Below are 15244 nucleotides of genomic sequence, written 5' to 3'. Positions count from 1 at the left end.
TTTATTACCGGCCCAGGAGACGTCAGCGCATGATCAATACAGCGCTGTAAGCACGGGTAAAGCTGACCCTGGAACGCTTCCCCACGTATGGTTACCCACGATTGGCCTGTGTGCTGGGTGAGAACCGCAAGCCCGTACAGCGCATCCTGCAGTTCAAGGGCTGGCAGGTGCGCAAGCGGCCCCAAGGGTTTCGGCCTCGTGCCAAGAGCTTGCCATCTGTGACCACGCAGCCTGATGAGCGCTGGGCCACGGATCTCACTCATGTCTGGTGCGGCAAGGATCGTCGAGCCAGACTGGCAGTCATTATTGACTGCTGCACGCGGGAGATCCTTGGTTGGCGATTATCGGACAATGGCAGCAGCAAGACGGCGGAAGCCGCCCTGGAAGAGGCCCTGATCCATCGACTCGGCGCTCTGGGGCGGGTACATCAGCCTCTAGCGCTACGCTCGGATAACGGGCTCGTTTTCAGCAGCCGGCACTACACGGCGACGGTGAAGGCGTATGGCCTGAGCCAGGAGTTAACGACGCCGTACACACCAGAGCAAAATGGCCTCGTGGAACGCTTCTTCCGCTCATTGAAGGAAGAGTGCATCTGACTTCATCGCTTCGAGTCATTAGGCCAGGCAAGAGCCGTCATCGGTCGCTGGATTCGGTATTACAACGAAGAGCGGCCACATCAGTCACTGGGCTATGTGGCACCCAAAGCGCACCCGGCACTTGTCGCTTGAGGTGAGCAAAAACCAGGGGGTCATTACATTCTCTCTCATTGGCATGTTCCCCATGGTCTCAATAAATATTTAATTTTTAATGAAATTTTAGCCATACACAAAAAAACTTCACCTCGTAATCCAAATTATCTGATAGACATCGCTCATCTTCTTGGCATAACCAATCAAAGCCGATTACCTGGATGAAGTATGAAAGATAGCCCCACCAATAGGTCTACGTCGAGGCCAGCCTATTTAAATTCCTTCTTTTATAACTGTAGAAAACCATGACTGGCCAGGCGCAATCAGTTCAAGTAAGTGAATAATTTTATCGTTGGCGAAAAGCGTAAATGCGCAACTAGGCAGTCACGAGGAAAATTTTGCCATTTTTTCTACGGCGTTTCTTGTATGACCAGGATTAAGATGAGAGTAATACTTAACCGTAGTTTCGATATTGGTATGCGCCATCAACTTAGAAACAGTCAGGAGATCAACCCCTGACATAACTAATTGACTAGCAAAGTTATGTCGCAAGCTATACATATGCAGACTTTTTGGTAGGCCACCTAAATCCTTAACGGCAGCCCAAGATTTATCCATCGCCTTGTTAGTCAGCATCCTGCCAGTCACTGGGGAAGGGAAAACCAGGCCGGTAACAGGACCACCACGCTGATCATACCAGTCACCCAACACCCGCATGAGCTCTGACGACATAGGAAACGCCATTGGAGCTGGGTGATGCCTTTTTGTTTTGGAAATGACTTTCCTTATCAGTTGGTTTTCAAAGTCCAAATGCTCCCAGCGCAGTTCAAAAATATCGCCTTGACGAAACCCTGTATAATACATAAAGAGTATGAATGGCACATGATGGCTAGAAAACCTCACCAGATCAAGATCAGGGAGATACTTCTTACCATGCGCTCTACTATTCCTACGTTCTTTTTTTAATTTTTCGTTATATAATTGCAAGCCTTTAAATAGCCGTTCAGTTTCATCACCTCTTAGATGCCTACGCGATTCAGTAACCCTCTCCTCAGTATCAGGAAGCGAGTAGGGCTGAAGCTTGACACCTTTCAGCGGATTGTTTTCGATTATGCTGCGGGAGGCAGCATGCTCAAGCATAGCATGAATCGAATCATAAGACTTTTTCAGCGTTTTAAAAGACCTCTTCCCCTTTTTAGGTTCCTCACCTTTAGAGATAGCTTCAATTCTAGCCTGCTCCTTTTTATCATCTAGCTTTTCTTGATATGTCTGCCATTCTTCCACATCGAACCGAGTCAGCGACGCCATGGGGCGATCCATCCAGCAAGTAAAATCCCTACGGATTCGACCCAAAGTCCCCTTACCATCTTGCATACGTGACTGATGATAATGATAAGCGGATTGCAGGTATGCTCCTACTGTACTTTCTTCGTTTCGCCTAACCTCCGCTTTGGAGTTTTCAATCAATTGACGCGGATCTCCTCCCCTGGCGACAAGCGCTGCGGATTCACGTGCAAACTCACGCGCTTCTGCTGCCGTTAGTTCTCCATACCTGCCGAACGAAAGAACGCGCCTTTTACCAATCTCATTATAGTATGAAAAGCGAAGCGCCAGCCCACGGCTACCAGCGCGCACATGATATCCAGAAATATCAAGGTCCCAAGCTTCTTCTCCGCGTTTCAATAACTTTGAAAGCTTTTCAAGATTCTTGGTAGTTAGCTTCTCATTTTTCTTTTTCATTGCTACCTATCCTTATTAAAATAGACACAAGTACGGTAGCATGAAGGTTACGACCAGCAAGCTTGGCAAATTAATCAAATTTACGAATTAGAGCGCCATCATAGGACATGCTATGTACCACTCAACCTTAAACCATGTTGTTTGTGTGCGTGCGCTGCGCATTTTGTTATGCCTATCCGAAGCCATACGATTAGAACTGGAATAACCACATTCCATATTGATAAAGGACAAACCATTGTAACCCTCCCCTAAAATAGCGGCATTCGCAATTAGAGTTCTCCGGCTTACACTAGCGCAAACGGGCGGAGAAAGAGGCGACTACCGAGCCGCAACCCCGAGCCCTTGGCCGTGCCGGCATCGGCTAACCGTTGCTGGTCTATCGACTTTATGAGCGACAGCCTGTTCTGCGCCCGTCGGTTCCGGACCTTCAATGTGGTGGATGACTTTAACCGGGAAGCCATCGAGATTGACCTGAACCTGCCAGCGCCGCGGTTGATCCGTGTACTGGAACGCATCAGCACTTGGCGCGGCTATCCCACAAAGCTACGGATGGATAACGGCCCGGAGTTCATCTCTCTCGCGCTTGCGAGCTGGGCTGAAGAACAGGGCATCATGCTGGAATTTATCAAGCCCGGAACACCGACCCAGAACTCCTATGTCGAACGTTTCAACCGCACCTACCGAGACGAGATGACGGCACTACCGTGAATAGGCATGCGCCAGTGAAGGTGGAGGGTCTCAATGATGGGGTGCCAGTCATGGGCGCTGGCGCATACCACACCGCTGGAGCCGCGCATGGCCAGGCCTGGCTCTGGGGCAGGAATGGTTCAGGCAAGTTAGGTGATGGGCGCATAGATCAGCGCCTCATGCCTACCGCTGTCCGGCCCGGACAGTGATCGTCCAAAAACCCTCACTGCGTGGGGGTTTGTAGCCCGCTTTCAGCCTGTATTAGCGCTCTTTTATCTCGATACTTTAGTGCTAGCATCGCTCTATAACGAATAACGAGACACAAAAATGTCCGACATTACTCCGCAATCTCCATGCCCCAGGGCGATTTCCCGCGTCACTGATCCGTTGCCACCACCGGTGGTCTGTCCGCATTGCCAATCCCCGGTAGACGTTGCGTCGCACCGTGAGGTCTACGGTCAGGACTACGGCTCCTGGCCTTGGTTCTACCTATGTACCGGTTGCGAGGCCCGGGTCGGTATACATCCGAAAACCGACATCCCGCTGGGCACTCTGGTCACCGATGCCATTCGCGAAGCCCGCAAGCACAGCAAGGCCCGTTTCACGCCCCTGTACGAAACCGGTAGGATGACGCGCCGCGAGGCCTATCAGGCGCTGGCTGATCGGCTGGGTATCCCGGTCAGCGAATGCCACTTCGGCTGGTTCGATAGCGAGATGTGCGAGAAGGCAGGCAAGGTCGCACGCGAGCTCTACATCGCCTACTTCAACCCGGCGCCGGACCCGGTTGCGCGTACACCGGTATAGTTCGAGGCCGGCACCCCCGTTGCGAATGTGTTCAAACGCTCCGATGACGCCGCGGCGGTATTTGAGCCTGAGGATCTGGAGCTGGAGTGGCGTGAGTGTCTGGTGCCCATCGAAGCCTTTGAGCTGGCTGTTGATCGCTCGTCGTTTCTTTCCGCGCTGCCGAGTGATCACCGGGATAATACGCTGCGCTACCAGTCCGTTCACGACTGGGTGAAGGACGCCGGCGGCATAGCGCCCGCGCTTCAGGAGTCACCGCTGCTGTGCTTTCTGTACGAGGGCAAGCTATTGCTCGACGACGGCTGGCACCGGCTGGGCGTGGCTCACTATGAATATGGTGCCCGTGACCTGCGGGCGCTGTGTGCCATTGGGCTGCCCAGCATGGGTGGCGATTGATCGATCGCTTGTCGAGAGGACGTTGTCGTGACCAAAAACAGGGAACAGAAGGACTTGCCCCATGCGCCATTACATGACGCTATCCGAGATGTCGTCAGGGAAAATCGTTTTCCTGCGCTTAATCAACTCGGAAAGCGCCTGGGCGACAATCCTCAGGCACTCGGTGGCGTGCTCAAGGACGTCATAAAGCGCCAGTCCGAGTTGATGTCGCAGCCGGCCAGGGCTCAGCAATCCCAAGCCCACGAAGAGGACGAGCCTCCGGTTGTCGTAACACCGGCGGTGGAGACTCAGGGAACGCCTGAAAATCCGGATATCTCAGAGCACAAAGCTGTGCGTGCCTGCCGTCAACGGACCATAAAACCCCAACCGATACGGCCGGGCCGTGCCGCCATCAAGGAGGACCTGAAGGCCGAGATGCAGCGGCCACTTTGGCTGACGGCGGTTGATCGGTATCTCGACGATGCCTGTCTTCAAGCCTTTTTGAGGGGAAATTACCCTAATCCCCGGAGCACGAAACGGAAATAACCGAACAAGTTCTGCTTCCATTGCCGAAGACTGGTAAAGAAAAAGCCCTCGCGGGAGACAGGCTCGACCACGAGGGCTTTTGGATTTTAGAGACCCCCCGAGCGGAGGCGGTACCGTTTGAGGATACCTGGACTCAGTGATCTCTTGCCGGTGTTACAGGCCACCGTCGGCTGGGCCGCCCCGATTCACCCCGGGGCCGGGCTGCATTAACTGGTTGAGTGTCGAGGGGCCTGGCCGCCTCGTCTTCATGGAGCGTATATTTACATGCTTGCCGTTTTCAGCAACCCCTTTTTTTCGATTTTTTCACTCGTGGATTAGATATCGCCATCCCTGATCGGCATCTTGGCTCAAGGTGATCATAGGCTGATGCCGGACATGACAGGTCATGCTGATCCCTTTTATATCCGCGCTTTGATGTCTGATGTCCGGTGATAGGATGGCCTTACCCACATGCCGTCACGCCTGCAGTCTGCGAAGACGGCCAGTCACGCCACTCAGGTATCGCCATGTACTATCACGTCACCCTCAAGGAAAACCTGCCAAGCATCCAGGCACATGGCCTGATGCCCATGATTGGGCGATTTTCAAAGGAGCTGGGAGAAACGATACCTGCGGTCTACCTCTTTCCTTCTGCCGAGGCGTGTAAAAATGCCCTGCTCAACTGGCTGGGGGAGGCCTATGAAGAGCACGAGGAAGAAACAGGGGTAGCGTGCGAGCTGGTGATCCTTGAACTTCAGCCAGACGCCTGCACGCTGGAGCGTCACCTGGAGTGGGAGCATGTCAGTCATGCCCCGATTCCAGTAGCGGCGATTGAACGCATCCTGGAAGAGGAAGCGTTCGGTCGAATGTGCCTGGCGCGTCATCAGCTGAGCACACCTGTAACCCATCCCTGAACGTTGAGCACTCAAGCGACCATGCCGTCCCAACATAACCGCGGAAAGCGCAAAGCCAAGAGAAACGTCTACCCTCTCAAAGGGCCCTCTTGGATGCCGGCAAGAGGCAAGCCCGTCGTACCTGATTACGCCTACGGCATAGACCTTACCGGCATGCTCGAACACCATGAGCTCAGCGTGCTGCAGACGCACCGCGCCTTGTCGCCTATCTACCTGGTCAGCGACGACGCCCCCGAGCCCGAGCCCGTGCTCAGGACCTACCCGCCCCTGGGGTATCTCTGGGTCTACGAGCCCGATGACATTGCCGAGCTGACGCTCGATGAGGTTCATCTCATCTGGGAGCACCGAGAGCAGCTCTGCGGCTCCCGCGAAGCCGCGGCCGAAGTGCTGGCCATCATCGAGGTCGCTACCGGTATTGTCGAGACCTACCAGGGGTGGCTCTCCTATATGGACCGGAAGGAGATCCAGTCGCTGGTGCCAAATGTTGAGCCTGAGGCCAAAGCGCCAGCGCCTGATGTCCCGCTGGAGGACGCTCCCCTCCCCGTCCCAGCTCCAGCTCCAGCGTCGGTTCCCGACGATAGTGATCTCTCCTTCCCCGCGCTGACGCGCCAGGACCTGTACGAGTTGAGTGAAGATGAGCTCAAGGATGCCTGGGAGCGTCGCCCGGAGAGCTTTGCCAGCCTGGAAGCGGCCTGTGGTGCGCTGGCGCTTCTGCGCGCCCGGCAGGGAATTGCTGTCGACACTGGCTGGCAGGCACTGATGCGGCACAGCGAGATACTCAAGCTGGTCGACGAGCTGCCCGATCGGGATGTGAGCGAAGGCCCTCCTTCGCCGGAGCGCATCGCGGTACCCAGTCCGCCCCCGCCGAGTGTCGAGGCCCTGCGTACCGATCGGCGCACGCGTCGCCAACATGAAACCGTGGTCCGGGAAGGTCAGCCTGAGTTTCGTCTGGACGTGCTGGCCAACTATGGGGGGCGCTGCTGTCTCAGTGGTTGCCGGGAAAGTGTCATCCTGGAAGCCGCGCATATCAGCCCCTATACCGGGCCGCACTCGAACCACACGGCCAACGGCCTGTGCCTGCGGGTCGACATCCACCGCCTGTTCGATCGCTTTCGTGTCTCTATCCATCCTGACACCCTGACCCTGGCCATCGCACCATCGCTGTCAGACGATCCCACCTACCAGGCGCTCGCCGGCAAGCGGATGACTACTGGTAGGATACCCGCCTCCCAGGCATTGCTCGCCGAGCATTACCGGCGCTTCATGGCAGAGCACTCACCGTCTGCCCCGTGGGACGCGCATAGGTCTGCTGACGTCACGGTCGAGACCGGCTAAGGGCGCTGCTGCCCGGCAAGACAAAAGCATGAGTCACGCATCAAAAAGCCCGGCACGGTGGACGGGCGATAAGAGGATCAATGTCCTTCAAGGCGAGTGGATAGCCCCTAGAAGCCGTACTTGAACACCATGCGTGCGCCCCCGTTTCCGATCTGCGAATTCAGGGATTCGACCACCTCGATCATCACACTGGCCGGCGCGGACCATAGTCCTGCGTCATCTTGAGCCCGGACGACCAGGTGCGTCTGGCGCTGCCAGCGGTCAATTGCTTTGACTGTCAGTTTCCGACCGGTAAACGAGGCCGTGAGGTGCTCTGATCCGGTCAGGATCTCATACACCTGCGCCTGCGGAGAATCGACATCGGAGACAGTCAGCAACGAAGAAGGTCAAAGATCGCGTCAGGCAGTGCCGGCATGGCCACAGGCTCACCGAGGTACTGCCAATCACCCTGGCCGACCACGCCATGCGGAACGCCATCCCCCTCGCCCACCCAGAGCCGTACTCGGTAATCGATCACCCACGGTCCGCAACGGACCCAGAAGTGAGGCGCAATGGGGCCATTAGGCGTGTCCAAGCGCCCCGCTTCCACCTGGTGGGGAATCCCGGCCTTAGTCAAGCGCGTGGTCACCAGCCGGGCCATGCCGTCACATTCCACCGGGGCCGTATCCAGGTCACGGGTCAGCTGGATTAATGTCTCACGGGCGGGCTCGGTCATGCTAGACGTACCACCCTGTCATCGGCCTTGATCGCGTGGTCTTGCTGGCGCTTGTGCCTACACGATCGAGGTGAGATATTCAGGGCCATAATTGTCCACGATCAGCCTATACCGTACGTGGGACAGCTTCCCAGTAACGGTATCAAGGATGCCAATGACGGATTCTTGCAATCCGCCGAGCAGCCAGGGCATGAAAAAGAGAACGATCAGTACGTGGAACCCAATCTCGGCGGGCCTTTCCGGCATCGTTCCATACTTAATGGGGGAGAGAAATGCCTCGAATGGGTTCATTGGGTCCACCGCCAAGCAAATGCCAAAAGCCACGGCACTGAATAAAAGGGCCTTTGCCGGGGTGAGAAATTGACGAGCCCTTACAACGAAATCTTCGATCGCCGTATAGTTCCTGAACGCCCCGCTGGGGTAGTGTCCAGGCGCAGGTGCGCTGATACAGTAACCTCTTATGAATTTGATCACGGCACCTAAAAATCAAGGTGGCTAAGATGTAGGAGACATACTGGATATAAAATAGCCAGTCTTGTGAAAAATTATACGTACCCCGGTAAATAACGCTGATCACCAACGCCACGAGCACAATTCTTCCGAACATATCCCTTTCTCCGTTTACACCTTGAGCCTCTCAGACCGGTTGATATGAGGGCCCTTGATAGTTGGACGCCTATACCTGAGTTCGTGGCCGACCTGCATGCGCTGAGCAGGCAGCGACGTGGTATCCGAGCCCGGAGCGAATAGTGCCACACCCGGCTCGCAGCGTCGCTTAGAGCTGACTGCTAGCATAAGGATTGTGAGAAAGATGTAACTCCCTCCCCTTGCTCCTTGCTACCGGCAGCGTTTCTGCTAAAACATTGTTTCTGCTAAAACATTGTTTCTGCCGGTCAGGTAGACTATTTAAAAACCTCTGGAGAACTGTCATGCCTCGTATCAACTACAGCCTTGTTCTGACGTATTGCATGTACACTGCCCCCGCGGGCGCCGCGCTCGGCTATGCCCTGGCGGTGGTGTTGTAAGCAGGCAGGGAAAGGCCGAGCCCGACGAAGCCCCCCTGCCTGCGTGACGCCCAAGGGGGCATCGCATGACCCAGGAAATTGATCCATCAAGCCCCTTTCGGGGCGTATCCGCCCAGGACGCTCATGCCGTTATTGAGCAGATCGAGGCCGCTGGCATCTCGTTTCTGCTGCTTCCTCAATCGCCCTACGGCCTGTGCTGGTCACTGGAGCTGGATGCGGAAGAGTTGCTTTCGTACCTGCAAGATCCCCTCGGGTACTCGGCTCGCTGCCATCGCGTGACGCGAGATCAACTGCAGGCCTGGATCGCGGCCGAAGGCCATCGGGACGTCACCTGTTCGGCGCAGACCGCCAAGGGCCAGTCGTGCCGCAACCCGGTGCGCGGCAGCACCCCCTCGAATGGCCCGAAGGAGTGGGTCGCGATGCAGGGCGGCTACTGCCCCATCCATGGTGGCGGATGAGCGGCTTCGAGAGGCGGTGAGCCTCCTTCTTCTGCTGAAAAAGCACTCGCTTGCTGCATCGATAATCTGAGCAAGCGCTCTGCCTGGCGTATCCTGTGGCGACGGCTGGCACCGTCTGGGGTGGCCCATTACGAGTTCGGCATGAAGAGCCTACGATCGCTCTGAGCCATTAGGCTGCCTGGGCTCGGTGCGGCGTAGTGTCCGGTATCACCCAGCGCAAGGATGATGGCGTCGCTACAGGTCGAATTCATCCAGCTCATTGCCAGCCGCCTTACGAACGACGTGAGGGAACGCCCTGATCACGGCTCGGGTGGAGGGTAACTCGCGCAGCTCGCGATGCAGAATCGTCGCCATCAACTGTGCCTGAGCTGCGTCCCTGTGACGCTTGACCGGATCACGATCGGCGCGCTGACTGACATACAGCTTGTGCAGCACGTATGCCCGGGGATCGACGGTGGGAATACGTAGCGGCATGCCTTTCTCATCGAACACCACAGCGGTAAAGCGTGGCGAGGCAACCAGCCATTTCAGCGAGGCAATCGTCACTGGCGTCAGATCCTCTGCCTCCAGCTGGCGCTCAAACTCGTTCAACTGCAGTTCGTCGCCTCCCCCCTGGGTGATGAAGTCAACTCGATAGCCGGCATCATTGGCCGCACAGAATGAAAAGCTTGCATCCGAGAGGCGTCGAAAGCTCCTGTCGCTACGTTGGAGCAACGACAGCAGCCCTGAAGGCTTGGACTGGGCCACGATGCGCATACCCTGCCTGACATCCATCAGTACGTCGATATCCGCGGTAGCCAAGTGCTCGGGCTCGATAAGCACGCCTGCCCGTGCCTCGTAGACGCACAGCGCATTGGTGCCCACGATGCGAAAGGGAATCCCTTCACGCTGTAACGATCGGATGACGCGAGCCGCCGTCAGCGGAAAGCGATTCAACCGGTTAGCCCGCACATACGCCGCATGGAGGCTGATTTGCTCCTTGAGAGACTGTTCACGGGTCTTGTATCGTTGCTTGTTTTCCTCAAAAGCCGCTTTCACGGCTTCCGTCTTTGGCGATCGTGGACCCAAGGAGCGATTCTTGCCATGCGAGTAGGCTCGATAGAGATACTCCTGGCCATTGATCTGCTTCCAGTGCATGGAGCCCGCCACGCTCTGTGCCTGGGCCCGAAGATCTTCAAGGGCCTCGAAGAGTTGACGAGTGTTGGTGGCCACTCTTGCCTGTTCCAGTTGTAGGGGGATGTAGCTCATGGCATGCCCTCAAGGTTGCTGGAGCTATTTTAACTAAACTCACAACAGAAAAAATGGATTTTTAGTTAAAGCGCGCCTGCACCTAGAATTTCCCCAGTGAGACCGACAGTCCAGCCTGTCGAGAGCCGACCGAAGCCCCAGTTAATGCCTCATTGAAGTCAACGCGAACGAAGAGATCGGAACTGGCCCGGCAGAGGTCTACGAGGTGGCGCCCGAAAAGTGCCCCGGTCCCGTACCGACCCTCGCGCTATAGTGATGGCATAGTCATAGTCCGAGGTAGCCCTATGTGCAGTCACTACGAAGCCCCCAGCATGGATGCCTTGAGGGCAGCCTACGACGTGGCGCCGAGCGAGCCCGTGACCCACGATCTTTGGCCAGGCTACACCGGCCCCTTCATTCGCCAGGCGCAGGATGCTGACCCAGACGACGAAGACGCGCCCCACCTGGACGCTCTCGTCGGCCGATTCGGTCTGCTGCCTCCGTGGGCGAAGGATGAAAAGCTGGCCAGGAAGACCTATAACGCTCGCAGTGAGACGGCTTCAATCAAGCCCTCCTTTCGTGGCGCCTGGCGCGAGGCCCGACATTGCATCATCCCGGCGCTCTCCATCTACGAACCCGACTGGCGCAGCGGCCGTGCGGTTCCCACACGCATCACGCGACGAGATGGAGAACTCCTGAGCATTGCCGGGTTATGGGAGCGCTGGCGCTCGCCGGCAGGCGATACCGTGCATAGCTACAGCATGTTGACGGTCAATGCCGACGATCATCCCTTGATGCAGCACTTTCATCGTCCCGGGGCCGAACGGCGGATGGTCGTCATTCTCCCGCAGGCACAGGTCGAGGAGTGGCTGTCCGCAACCGACGCTCAAAGCGCCGAGTTTCTTCGGCAATACCCGGCCGAGCGGCTGGCTGCCGAGCCTCGCCCCGGCCGGTAATCCCACCACGCCCTGTCGATCCTCCCAATGTCCGCCGGCGCTTGGATCGCAGGCGTTTTGTTGTATGCTCATTTCCAGTTAATTCATCGCGCCGCAAGGGGTACGACCATGGACAATCTCGACGACTGGTACCGCAACCGTCACCTGCTGGAGTCGATGCAGGTATTCCGCCTTCACGATGGCTCGATCGTCAGACTGGTTCGTCGGGTCCCGGGTGACGGTATTGATTGGATTGTCGATGATTGGGTGGGTGATCACTGGTCGTGTGAAGAGACACAGATCCATCCTGGGGATATCGCAGTAAAGCTCCCCGAAGCGCCTACGCCACCCAGTCAGGCGTCTCAGCAGCGCATGCTGGCGCCGGATATCGGTGCGCTCTTCACCTACCGAGGTAGCCACTTCCGTGTGTCTGGATGGATCTGCCCGTAAGAACCGGCTCCGGTTGCCAGTGACGATCCAGAAGCCCAGCTGATAGCCGAACTAATCGCTGAAATTGGCGCCAACGAGCCACGGGAAACCCGCTACGCTGGTGCACTCGATCAGAAGCCACCCATGTTACGGGCAGCGGCGTATGCGGCTGTCGAGCGCCTATCGAAGAGATCGAGGTGCGTGGCAGGGTACCGTGATCAGAGGAGATGCTCGCTGAACATCGAGCGAGTGCCGAACGCCGGGGGACCCTCGGTATGGTGCTCTGACCGAAGACTCACGACTACCTGCGTACCTCCTGGTACGCCCTGGCCAAGGCCCCCGATAACGAATAAGTGATGACGGCATGACCACAACAGCTTTAAGCCCAGCACAACAGCGTGTGATGCGCTGGCTTAGCCAAGGATGGGCCGCTCGCCTGTCCCATGGCTCGGCCGTCGAGATCAATGGGGAACGGGTGTGCAACCTCGACACCATGACGGTCCTTGTCCGGCTCGGACTGGCCGAGCGGGAGTCTCGTCCTCCTTATTGGGTGGCTACTGGCGAGGGGCGGAAGCTGCGAGAACACTTTGCCTTCGATCGGGTGTGAAGCGACGATGGCTACCCTGACGCTGCCACTCAAGGCGGAATACTTCGATGCCATCAAGGCCGGTAACAAGCCGGAGGAGTTTCGCCTCACTACGCCCTACTGGCGTAAGCGGCTCGAAGGCCGCGTCTACGATCGTATCGAGCTCACCAAGGGTTATCCCAAGCGTGAGGCATGTTGGTCGCCTCATTGTCGAACACGAACAGCAAGGCGCGGCCCGGGCAGCCTACGGGAAGCGCCAGATCGAGCAGCTCGCTGACAGGTTGACCGTGGACTATGGCCGCGGTTTCGATGCCCGTAATCTTCGCAACATACGGGCCTTCTATCTCGCTTTTCCAATTTGGAACACAGTGTGTACCGTATTGAGCTGGTCCCATTACCGCACATTGCTACAGGTTGAGGGAGACGCTGCCCGAAACTGGTACATGCGTGAGGCAGCCGAGCAACACTGGAGCGTACGTGCTCTGGCCTGACAGATCGAGGTTCTCTACTACGAACGCTTGCTCAGCAGCCTGCACAAGGCTGCGGTGCGCGAGGAGGCACAGGAGCAAACCCAGCCACTACAGACCCCGACACGAGACTACCTTCGCGATCCGTACATCCTCGACTTTCTCGACCTGCCGGGGGAACGCTATCTCGAAGCCGACCTGGAGCGCGGGCTGATCGACAATCTGCAGGGATTCCTCTTGGAGCTGGGAAAAGGTTTCGCCTTCGTCGGACGTCAGCAGCGCATCAGTATCGACGGCGAGGACTTCTACCTGGATCTCGTGTTCTATAATTTCGTCCTTAAGTGTTTCGTGCTCATCGACCTCAAGCTCGGCAAGCTCACGCACCAGGATGTCGGCCAGATGGACTCCTACATCCGTCTCTATGACCAGCATCACCGGGGCGCTGACGACAACCCGACGAGATGCCTATCGGTCTCTTCTATGATCACGATATCGCCAATGTCATGCTGCAGTCACCACTGTTGCTCCTGGTCGCCTCCGGACAGCCCATATTACGGGCCCCACGTAAATCGCTGCGCTGGTGGGTGCGCTACCCGTTGGGGATAGCGGTCGCGCTTGGGCTAATGATCAGTCACAGCTACATGATCTTTGACGTGCTCGGCTTTGAAAAGGAAGCCTCCTCAATGGGCTGTTGGTTCTTCGTGATCATTTACTTTATTGGCGGCATGGGCGCGATACAGTGGTGGTTGTTCGCCAATGAAGATTGATCATTATGTGAAAACGCGTTGGGGCCAGGCCGCCTGTAACGGTCTGGCGTTCATCGTGATAGTGCAAGGCGTATTCGACTTCACGCCGCAAACCCTTTCGGTCATTGCCCCGGCTACTTTGACGTTACTCCTGATGGGAATCTACTGCCGCTTTCCCAGGATGCGAGGGTGACATTTCGCCGTCTGTGGCTGATGGTAGTTCCCATCGCGTTGTACACCCCGGCTCCTCCGGTGAGCCCGCTGTGGCTACTGCCTCTGTCCAGCGGGTTGGCGCTGGCCTACCGATATGCCCGGGTGCATTGGGACTGCCCCCTCTCCTGTCTGCTCTCGACCCCTGTATTACCTCAATCCAGCCCCTCTACTCCGCCTTCGGCGGGCGGGTCTTTTGCTAAGTTGCTGGCCCGCCGAGTTGTCGTACCATCGTGTTATCGCCACCCCATATACGGGATGCCAAGTTCACACTACAGACGACACCACGGGAGAAAGCGCGCAATGACAATCCACGAGCAGGCAGGTAGCCATACCACGGGCATTGCCCCCGGGGACATTGTATGTACCGCTCACGCCTTTGGACAGGCGTACGAACAGGTCATCGGCCTCTGTGATCGTATCGAACGCGAAGTGGTGACCATCCGTATGACCCATGTGAAGCGCCACCAGGCAGCCGATTGCCATCGGCCAGCGGACAAGGCGTTCACCCACCGCTTCCCTGCCCTGTTCACCGAGGCTCGCCTGGAAGAGGTATGTGCCATTTCCGCCGAGGAACGCAATGTGCTTATCGAGGCCTCCCATGTCGTCGCGACACGTAACGCCGCCCACTGATCGGGGCGGTCCCTATTGAGAGGAACACGACATGACACAGCAACCGCTCACCCAGGATTTCGCCTCCCTGTATACCCAGGCGCTTTTCAGTGCCGGCGTGGAAGCGCCCAGCTATGACGCCATGCGGGCAGCGGTGATTGAAGGGCTCGATGGCGAGGTGCTTTGCTTCACCAGTTTTCAAGCGTTCTTCGACTGGTGGGACACGCTCACGGCCTATGAGCAAGCTGATTTCGATGAATCGTCCGAAGATCACCGAGCGCTGCTGCACGTGGTGTATCAGTCCCTGGTCTCCGAAGGGGCCATTCAGATTGCGCCTAAAGCGTCGCAGGAGTAGGCCATCCGATGCCGACCGTCCGTACTGGACGACAAGAGAAAAGGAGATTCATGGATACTGCAGCTGATACGCCAAGCCTTGCACAAATGGTCGAGAGGACATCCGCTTTGCCATCGCTCATCCCGGCCCCTCCGGGGAGATTAGTGTGTGGTTGCCGGCCGAGGATGTGCCCCGCTACTGCGCTGACCCGGCGGGCTATCTCGCCAAGCATTACCGCATTACACGAGCTGAGTACCTGGCTTGGCATGACACGGGCTATAACGTGCAGTGCGCCACGATTCGCGAAAATGGCAAGCGGTGCCGGAACATCGTCGACAACGGACATGCGGTGGGCTCACCCAATGACTGGGCCTACCTGCAGGGCAGTATCTGTCACGTCCACGCCGATCTGTGAATCTGGCATAAGGGGATTC

22 protein-coding genes and 3 pseudogenes are annotated in these 15244 nt (G+C 57.1%); 20 read left to right on the top strand and 5 right to left on the bottom strand.

Going from position 1 to position 15244, the window contains the following annotated elements; genetic code table 11:
- Nucleotides 1-110: 110 nt before the first annotated feature.
- Nucleotides 111-641: pseudogene (locus tag R5M92_RS04315) on the top strand (transposase); the annotation flags it as partial.
- A complete protein-coding gene (locus R5M92_RS16190; protein WP_417339120.1) occupies nt 636-728 on the top strand; it encodes an integrase core domain-containing protein in 93 nt (30 codons plus the stop codon). The pseudogene R5M92_RS04315 and the gene R5M92_RS16190, both read left to right, overlap by 6 nt.
- A 345-nt stretch (nt 729-1073) precedes the next feature.
- Here the strand turns inward: R5M92_RS16190 and R5M92_RS04310 are convergent, their stop codons facing one another.
- Nucleotides 1074-2429, bottom strand: coding sequence for a tyrosine-type recombinase/integrase (locus tag R5M92_RS04310; protein ID WP_346798114.1), 1356 nt, complete (start codon nt 2427-2429; stop codon nt 1074-1076).
- 309 nt (nt 2430-2738) lie between these two features.
- Between R5M92_RS04310 and R5M92_RS04305 the strand changes: the two are divergent.
- From R5M92_RS04305 to R5M92_RS04280, 6 genes and pseudogenes are all read left to right on the top strand, one after another.
- Nucleotides 2739-3122: pseudogene (locus tag R5M92_RS04305) on the top strand (DDE-type integrase/transposase/recombinase); the annotation flags it as partial.
- A gap of 321 nt (nt 3123-3443) precedes the next feature.
- Nucleotides 3444-3920, top strand: a complete 477-nt coding sequence (locus R5M92_RS04300; protein ID WP_346798113.1) for a zinc-finger-containing protein — start codon at nt 3444-3446, stop codon at nt 3918-3920.
- A 27-nt stretch (nt 3921-3947) separates the two neighbouring features.
- Nucleotides 3948-4313, top strand: a complete 366-nt coding sequence (locus tag R5M92_RS04295; protein WP_346798112.1) for a hypothetical protein — start codon at nt 3948-3950, stop codon at nt 4311-4313.
- A 27-nt stretch (nt 4314-4340) separates the two neighbouring features.
- Nucleotides 4341-4838 (top strand): hypothetical protein, encoded by a 498-nt coding sequence (locus R5M92_RS04290; RefSeq protein ID WP_346798110.1) that lies wholly within the window; start codon nt 4341-4343, stop codon nt 4836-4838.
- Between the two features lie 506 nt (nt 4839-5344).
- On the top strand, nt 5345-5731 hold the full coding sequence (locus tag R5M92_RS04285) for a hypothetical protein (protein WP_346798108.1): 387 nt from the start codon (nt 5345-5347) through the stop codon (nt 5729-5731).
- Nucleotides 5732-5824: 93 nt separating this feature from the next.
- On the top strand, nt 5825-7066 hold the full coding sequence (locus R5M92_RS04280) for an HNH endonuclease signature motif containing protein (protein WP_346798106.1): 1242 nt from the start codon (nt 5825-5827) through the stop codon (nt 7064-7066).
- 107 nt (nt 7067-7173) lie between these two features.
- On the opposite strand, the gene R5M92_RS04275 is transcribed toward R5M92_RS04280, so the two are convergent.
- From R5M92_RS04275 to R5M92_RS04265, 3 genes are read right to left on the bottom strand one after another with little or no spacing between them, the layout of a single operon-like run.
- Entirely contained in the window at nt 7174-7443 is a 270-nt protein-coding gene (locus R5M92_RS04275) for a hypothetical protein (RefSeq protein WP_346798104.1), read from the bottom strand.
- Nucleotides 7437-7781, bottom strand: coding sequence for a hypothetical protein (locus R5M92_RS04270; protein ID WP_346798102.1), 345 nt, complete (start codon nt 7779-7781; stop codon nt 7437-7439). The genes R5M92_RS04275 and R5M92_RS04270 overlap by 7 nt, the downstream gene beginning before the upstream one ends.
- 57 nt (nt 7782-7838) lie before the next feature.
- Complete coding sequence (locus R5M92_RS04265; RefSeq protein ID WP_346798101.1) at nt 7839-8255, bottom strand: hypothetical protein; 417 nt, start codon at nt 8253-8255, stop codon at nt 7839-7841.
- 616 nt (nt 8256-8871) lie between these two features.
- On the opposite strand from R5M92_RS04265, the gene R5M92_RS04260 reads away from it, so the two are divergent.
- Nucleotides 8872-9264, top strand: coding sequence for a hypothetical protein (locus R5M92_RS04260; RefSeq protein WP_346798100.1), 393 nt, complete (start codon nt 8872-8874; stop codon nt 9262-9264).
- A 234-nt stretch (nt 9265-9498) separates the two neighbouring features.
- Here the strand turns inward: R5M92_RS04260 and R5M92_RS04255 are convergent, their stop codons facing one another.
- The gene (locus R5M92_RS04255) at nt 9499-10512 is read right to left on the bottom strand and encodes a GSU2403 family nucleotidyltransferase fold protein (RefSeq protein ID WP_346798098.1); all 1014 of its coding nucleotides are present in this window, start codon (nt 10510-10512) and stop codon (nt 9499-9501) included.
- Between the two features lie 284 nt (nt 10513-10796).
- Between R5M92_RS04255 and R5M92_RS04250 the strand changes: the two genes are divergently transcribed.
- From R5M92_RS04250 to R5M92_RS04200, 11 genes and pseudogenes are all read left to right on the top strand, one after another.
- Nucleotides 10797-11447: an SOS response-associated peptidase gene (locus R5M92_RS04250; protein WP_346798097.1), complete on the top strand. Its 651-nt coding sequence runs from the start codon at nt 10797-10799 to the stop codon at nt 11445-11447.
- A gap of 108 nt (nt 11448-11555) precedes the next feature.
- Nucleotides 11556-11876, top strand: a complete 321-nt coding sequence (locus R5M92_RS04245; protein WP_346798096.1) for a hypothetical protein — start codon at nt 11556-11558, stop codon at nt 11874-11876.
- Between the two features lie 343 nt (nt 11877-12219).
- Entirely contained in the window at nt 12220-12462 is a 243-nt protein-coding gene (locus R5M92_RS04240; protein ID WP_346798095.1) for a hypothetical protein, read from the top strand.
- Between the two features lie 7 nt (nt 12463-12469).
- Entirely contained in the window at nt 12470-12718 is a 249-nt protein-coding gene (locus R5M92_RS04235; protein ID WP_346798093.1) for a hypothetical protein, read from the top strand.
- On the top strand, nt 12627-12932 hold the full coding sequence (locus R5M92_RS04230) for a DUF1016 N-terminal domain-containing protein (RefSeq protein ID WP_346798092.1): 306 nt from the start codon (nt 12627-12629) through the stop codon (nt 12930-12932). Before R5M92_RS04235 ends, R5M92_RS04230 begins: the two co-directional genes overlap by 92 nt.
- Nucleotides 12933-12986: 54 nt before the next feature.
- Nucleotides 12987-13307 (top strand): annotated as a pseudogene (locus tag R5M92_RS04225) (PDDEXK nuclease domain-containing protein); the annotation flags it as partial.
- A 62-nt stretch (nt 13308-13369) separates the two neighbouring features.
- The gene (locus tag R5M92_RS04220) at nt 13370-13675 is read left to right on the top strand and encodes a hypothetical protein (protein WP_346799411.1); all 306 of its coding nucleotides are present in this window, start codon (nt 13370-13372) and stop codon (nt 13673-13675) included.
- Nucleotides 13665-13847, top strand: a complete 183-nt coding sequence (locus tag R5M92_RS04215; RefSeq protein WP_346798091.1) for a hypothetical protein — start codon at nt 13665-13667, stop codon at nt 13845-13847. The genes R5M92_RS04220 and R5M92_RS04215 overlap by 11 nt, the downstream gene beginning before the upstream one ends.
- A 320-nt stretch (nt 13848-14167) precedes the next feature.
- Nucleotides 14168-14497, top strand: coding sequence for a hypothetical protein (locus tag R5M92_RS04210; protein ID WP_346798089.1), 330 nt, complete (start codon nt 14168-14170; stop codon nt 14495-14497).
- A 31-nt stretch (nt 14498-14528) separates the two neighbouring features.
- Nucleotides 14529-14831 carry a hypothetical protein gene (locus R5M92_RS04205; protein ID WP_346798087.1) on the top strand — a complete coding sequence of 101 codons (303 nt, stop codon included), beginning with the start codon at nt 14529-14531 and terminating at the stop codon, nt 14829-14831.
- A 145-nt stretch (nt 14832-14976) separates the two neighbouring features.
- Nucleotides 14977-15225, top strand: a complete 249-nt coding sequence (locus R5M92_RS04200; RefSeq protein WP_346798086.1) for a hypothetical protein — start codon at nt 14977-14979, stop codon at nt 15223-15225.
- Nucleotides 15226-15244 lie beyond the last annotated feature (19 nt).

It is taken from the genome of Halomonas sp. Bachu 37 (assembly GCF_039691755.1).
Lineage (GTDB): Bacteria > Pseudomonadota > Gammaproteobacteria > Pseudomonadales > Halomonadaceae > Vreelandella > Vreelandella kashgarensis.
Note: the sequence above shows the minus strand (reverse complement) of the source record. Positions and strands in the feature narration are given on the sequence as shown.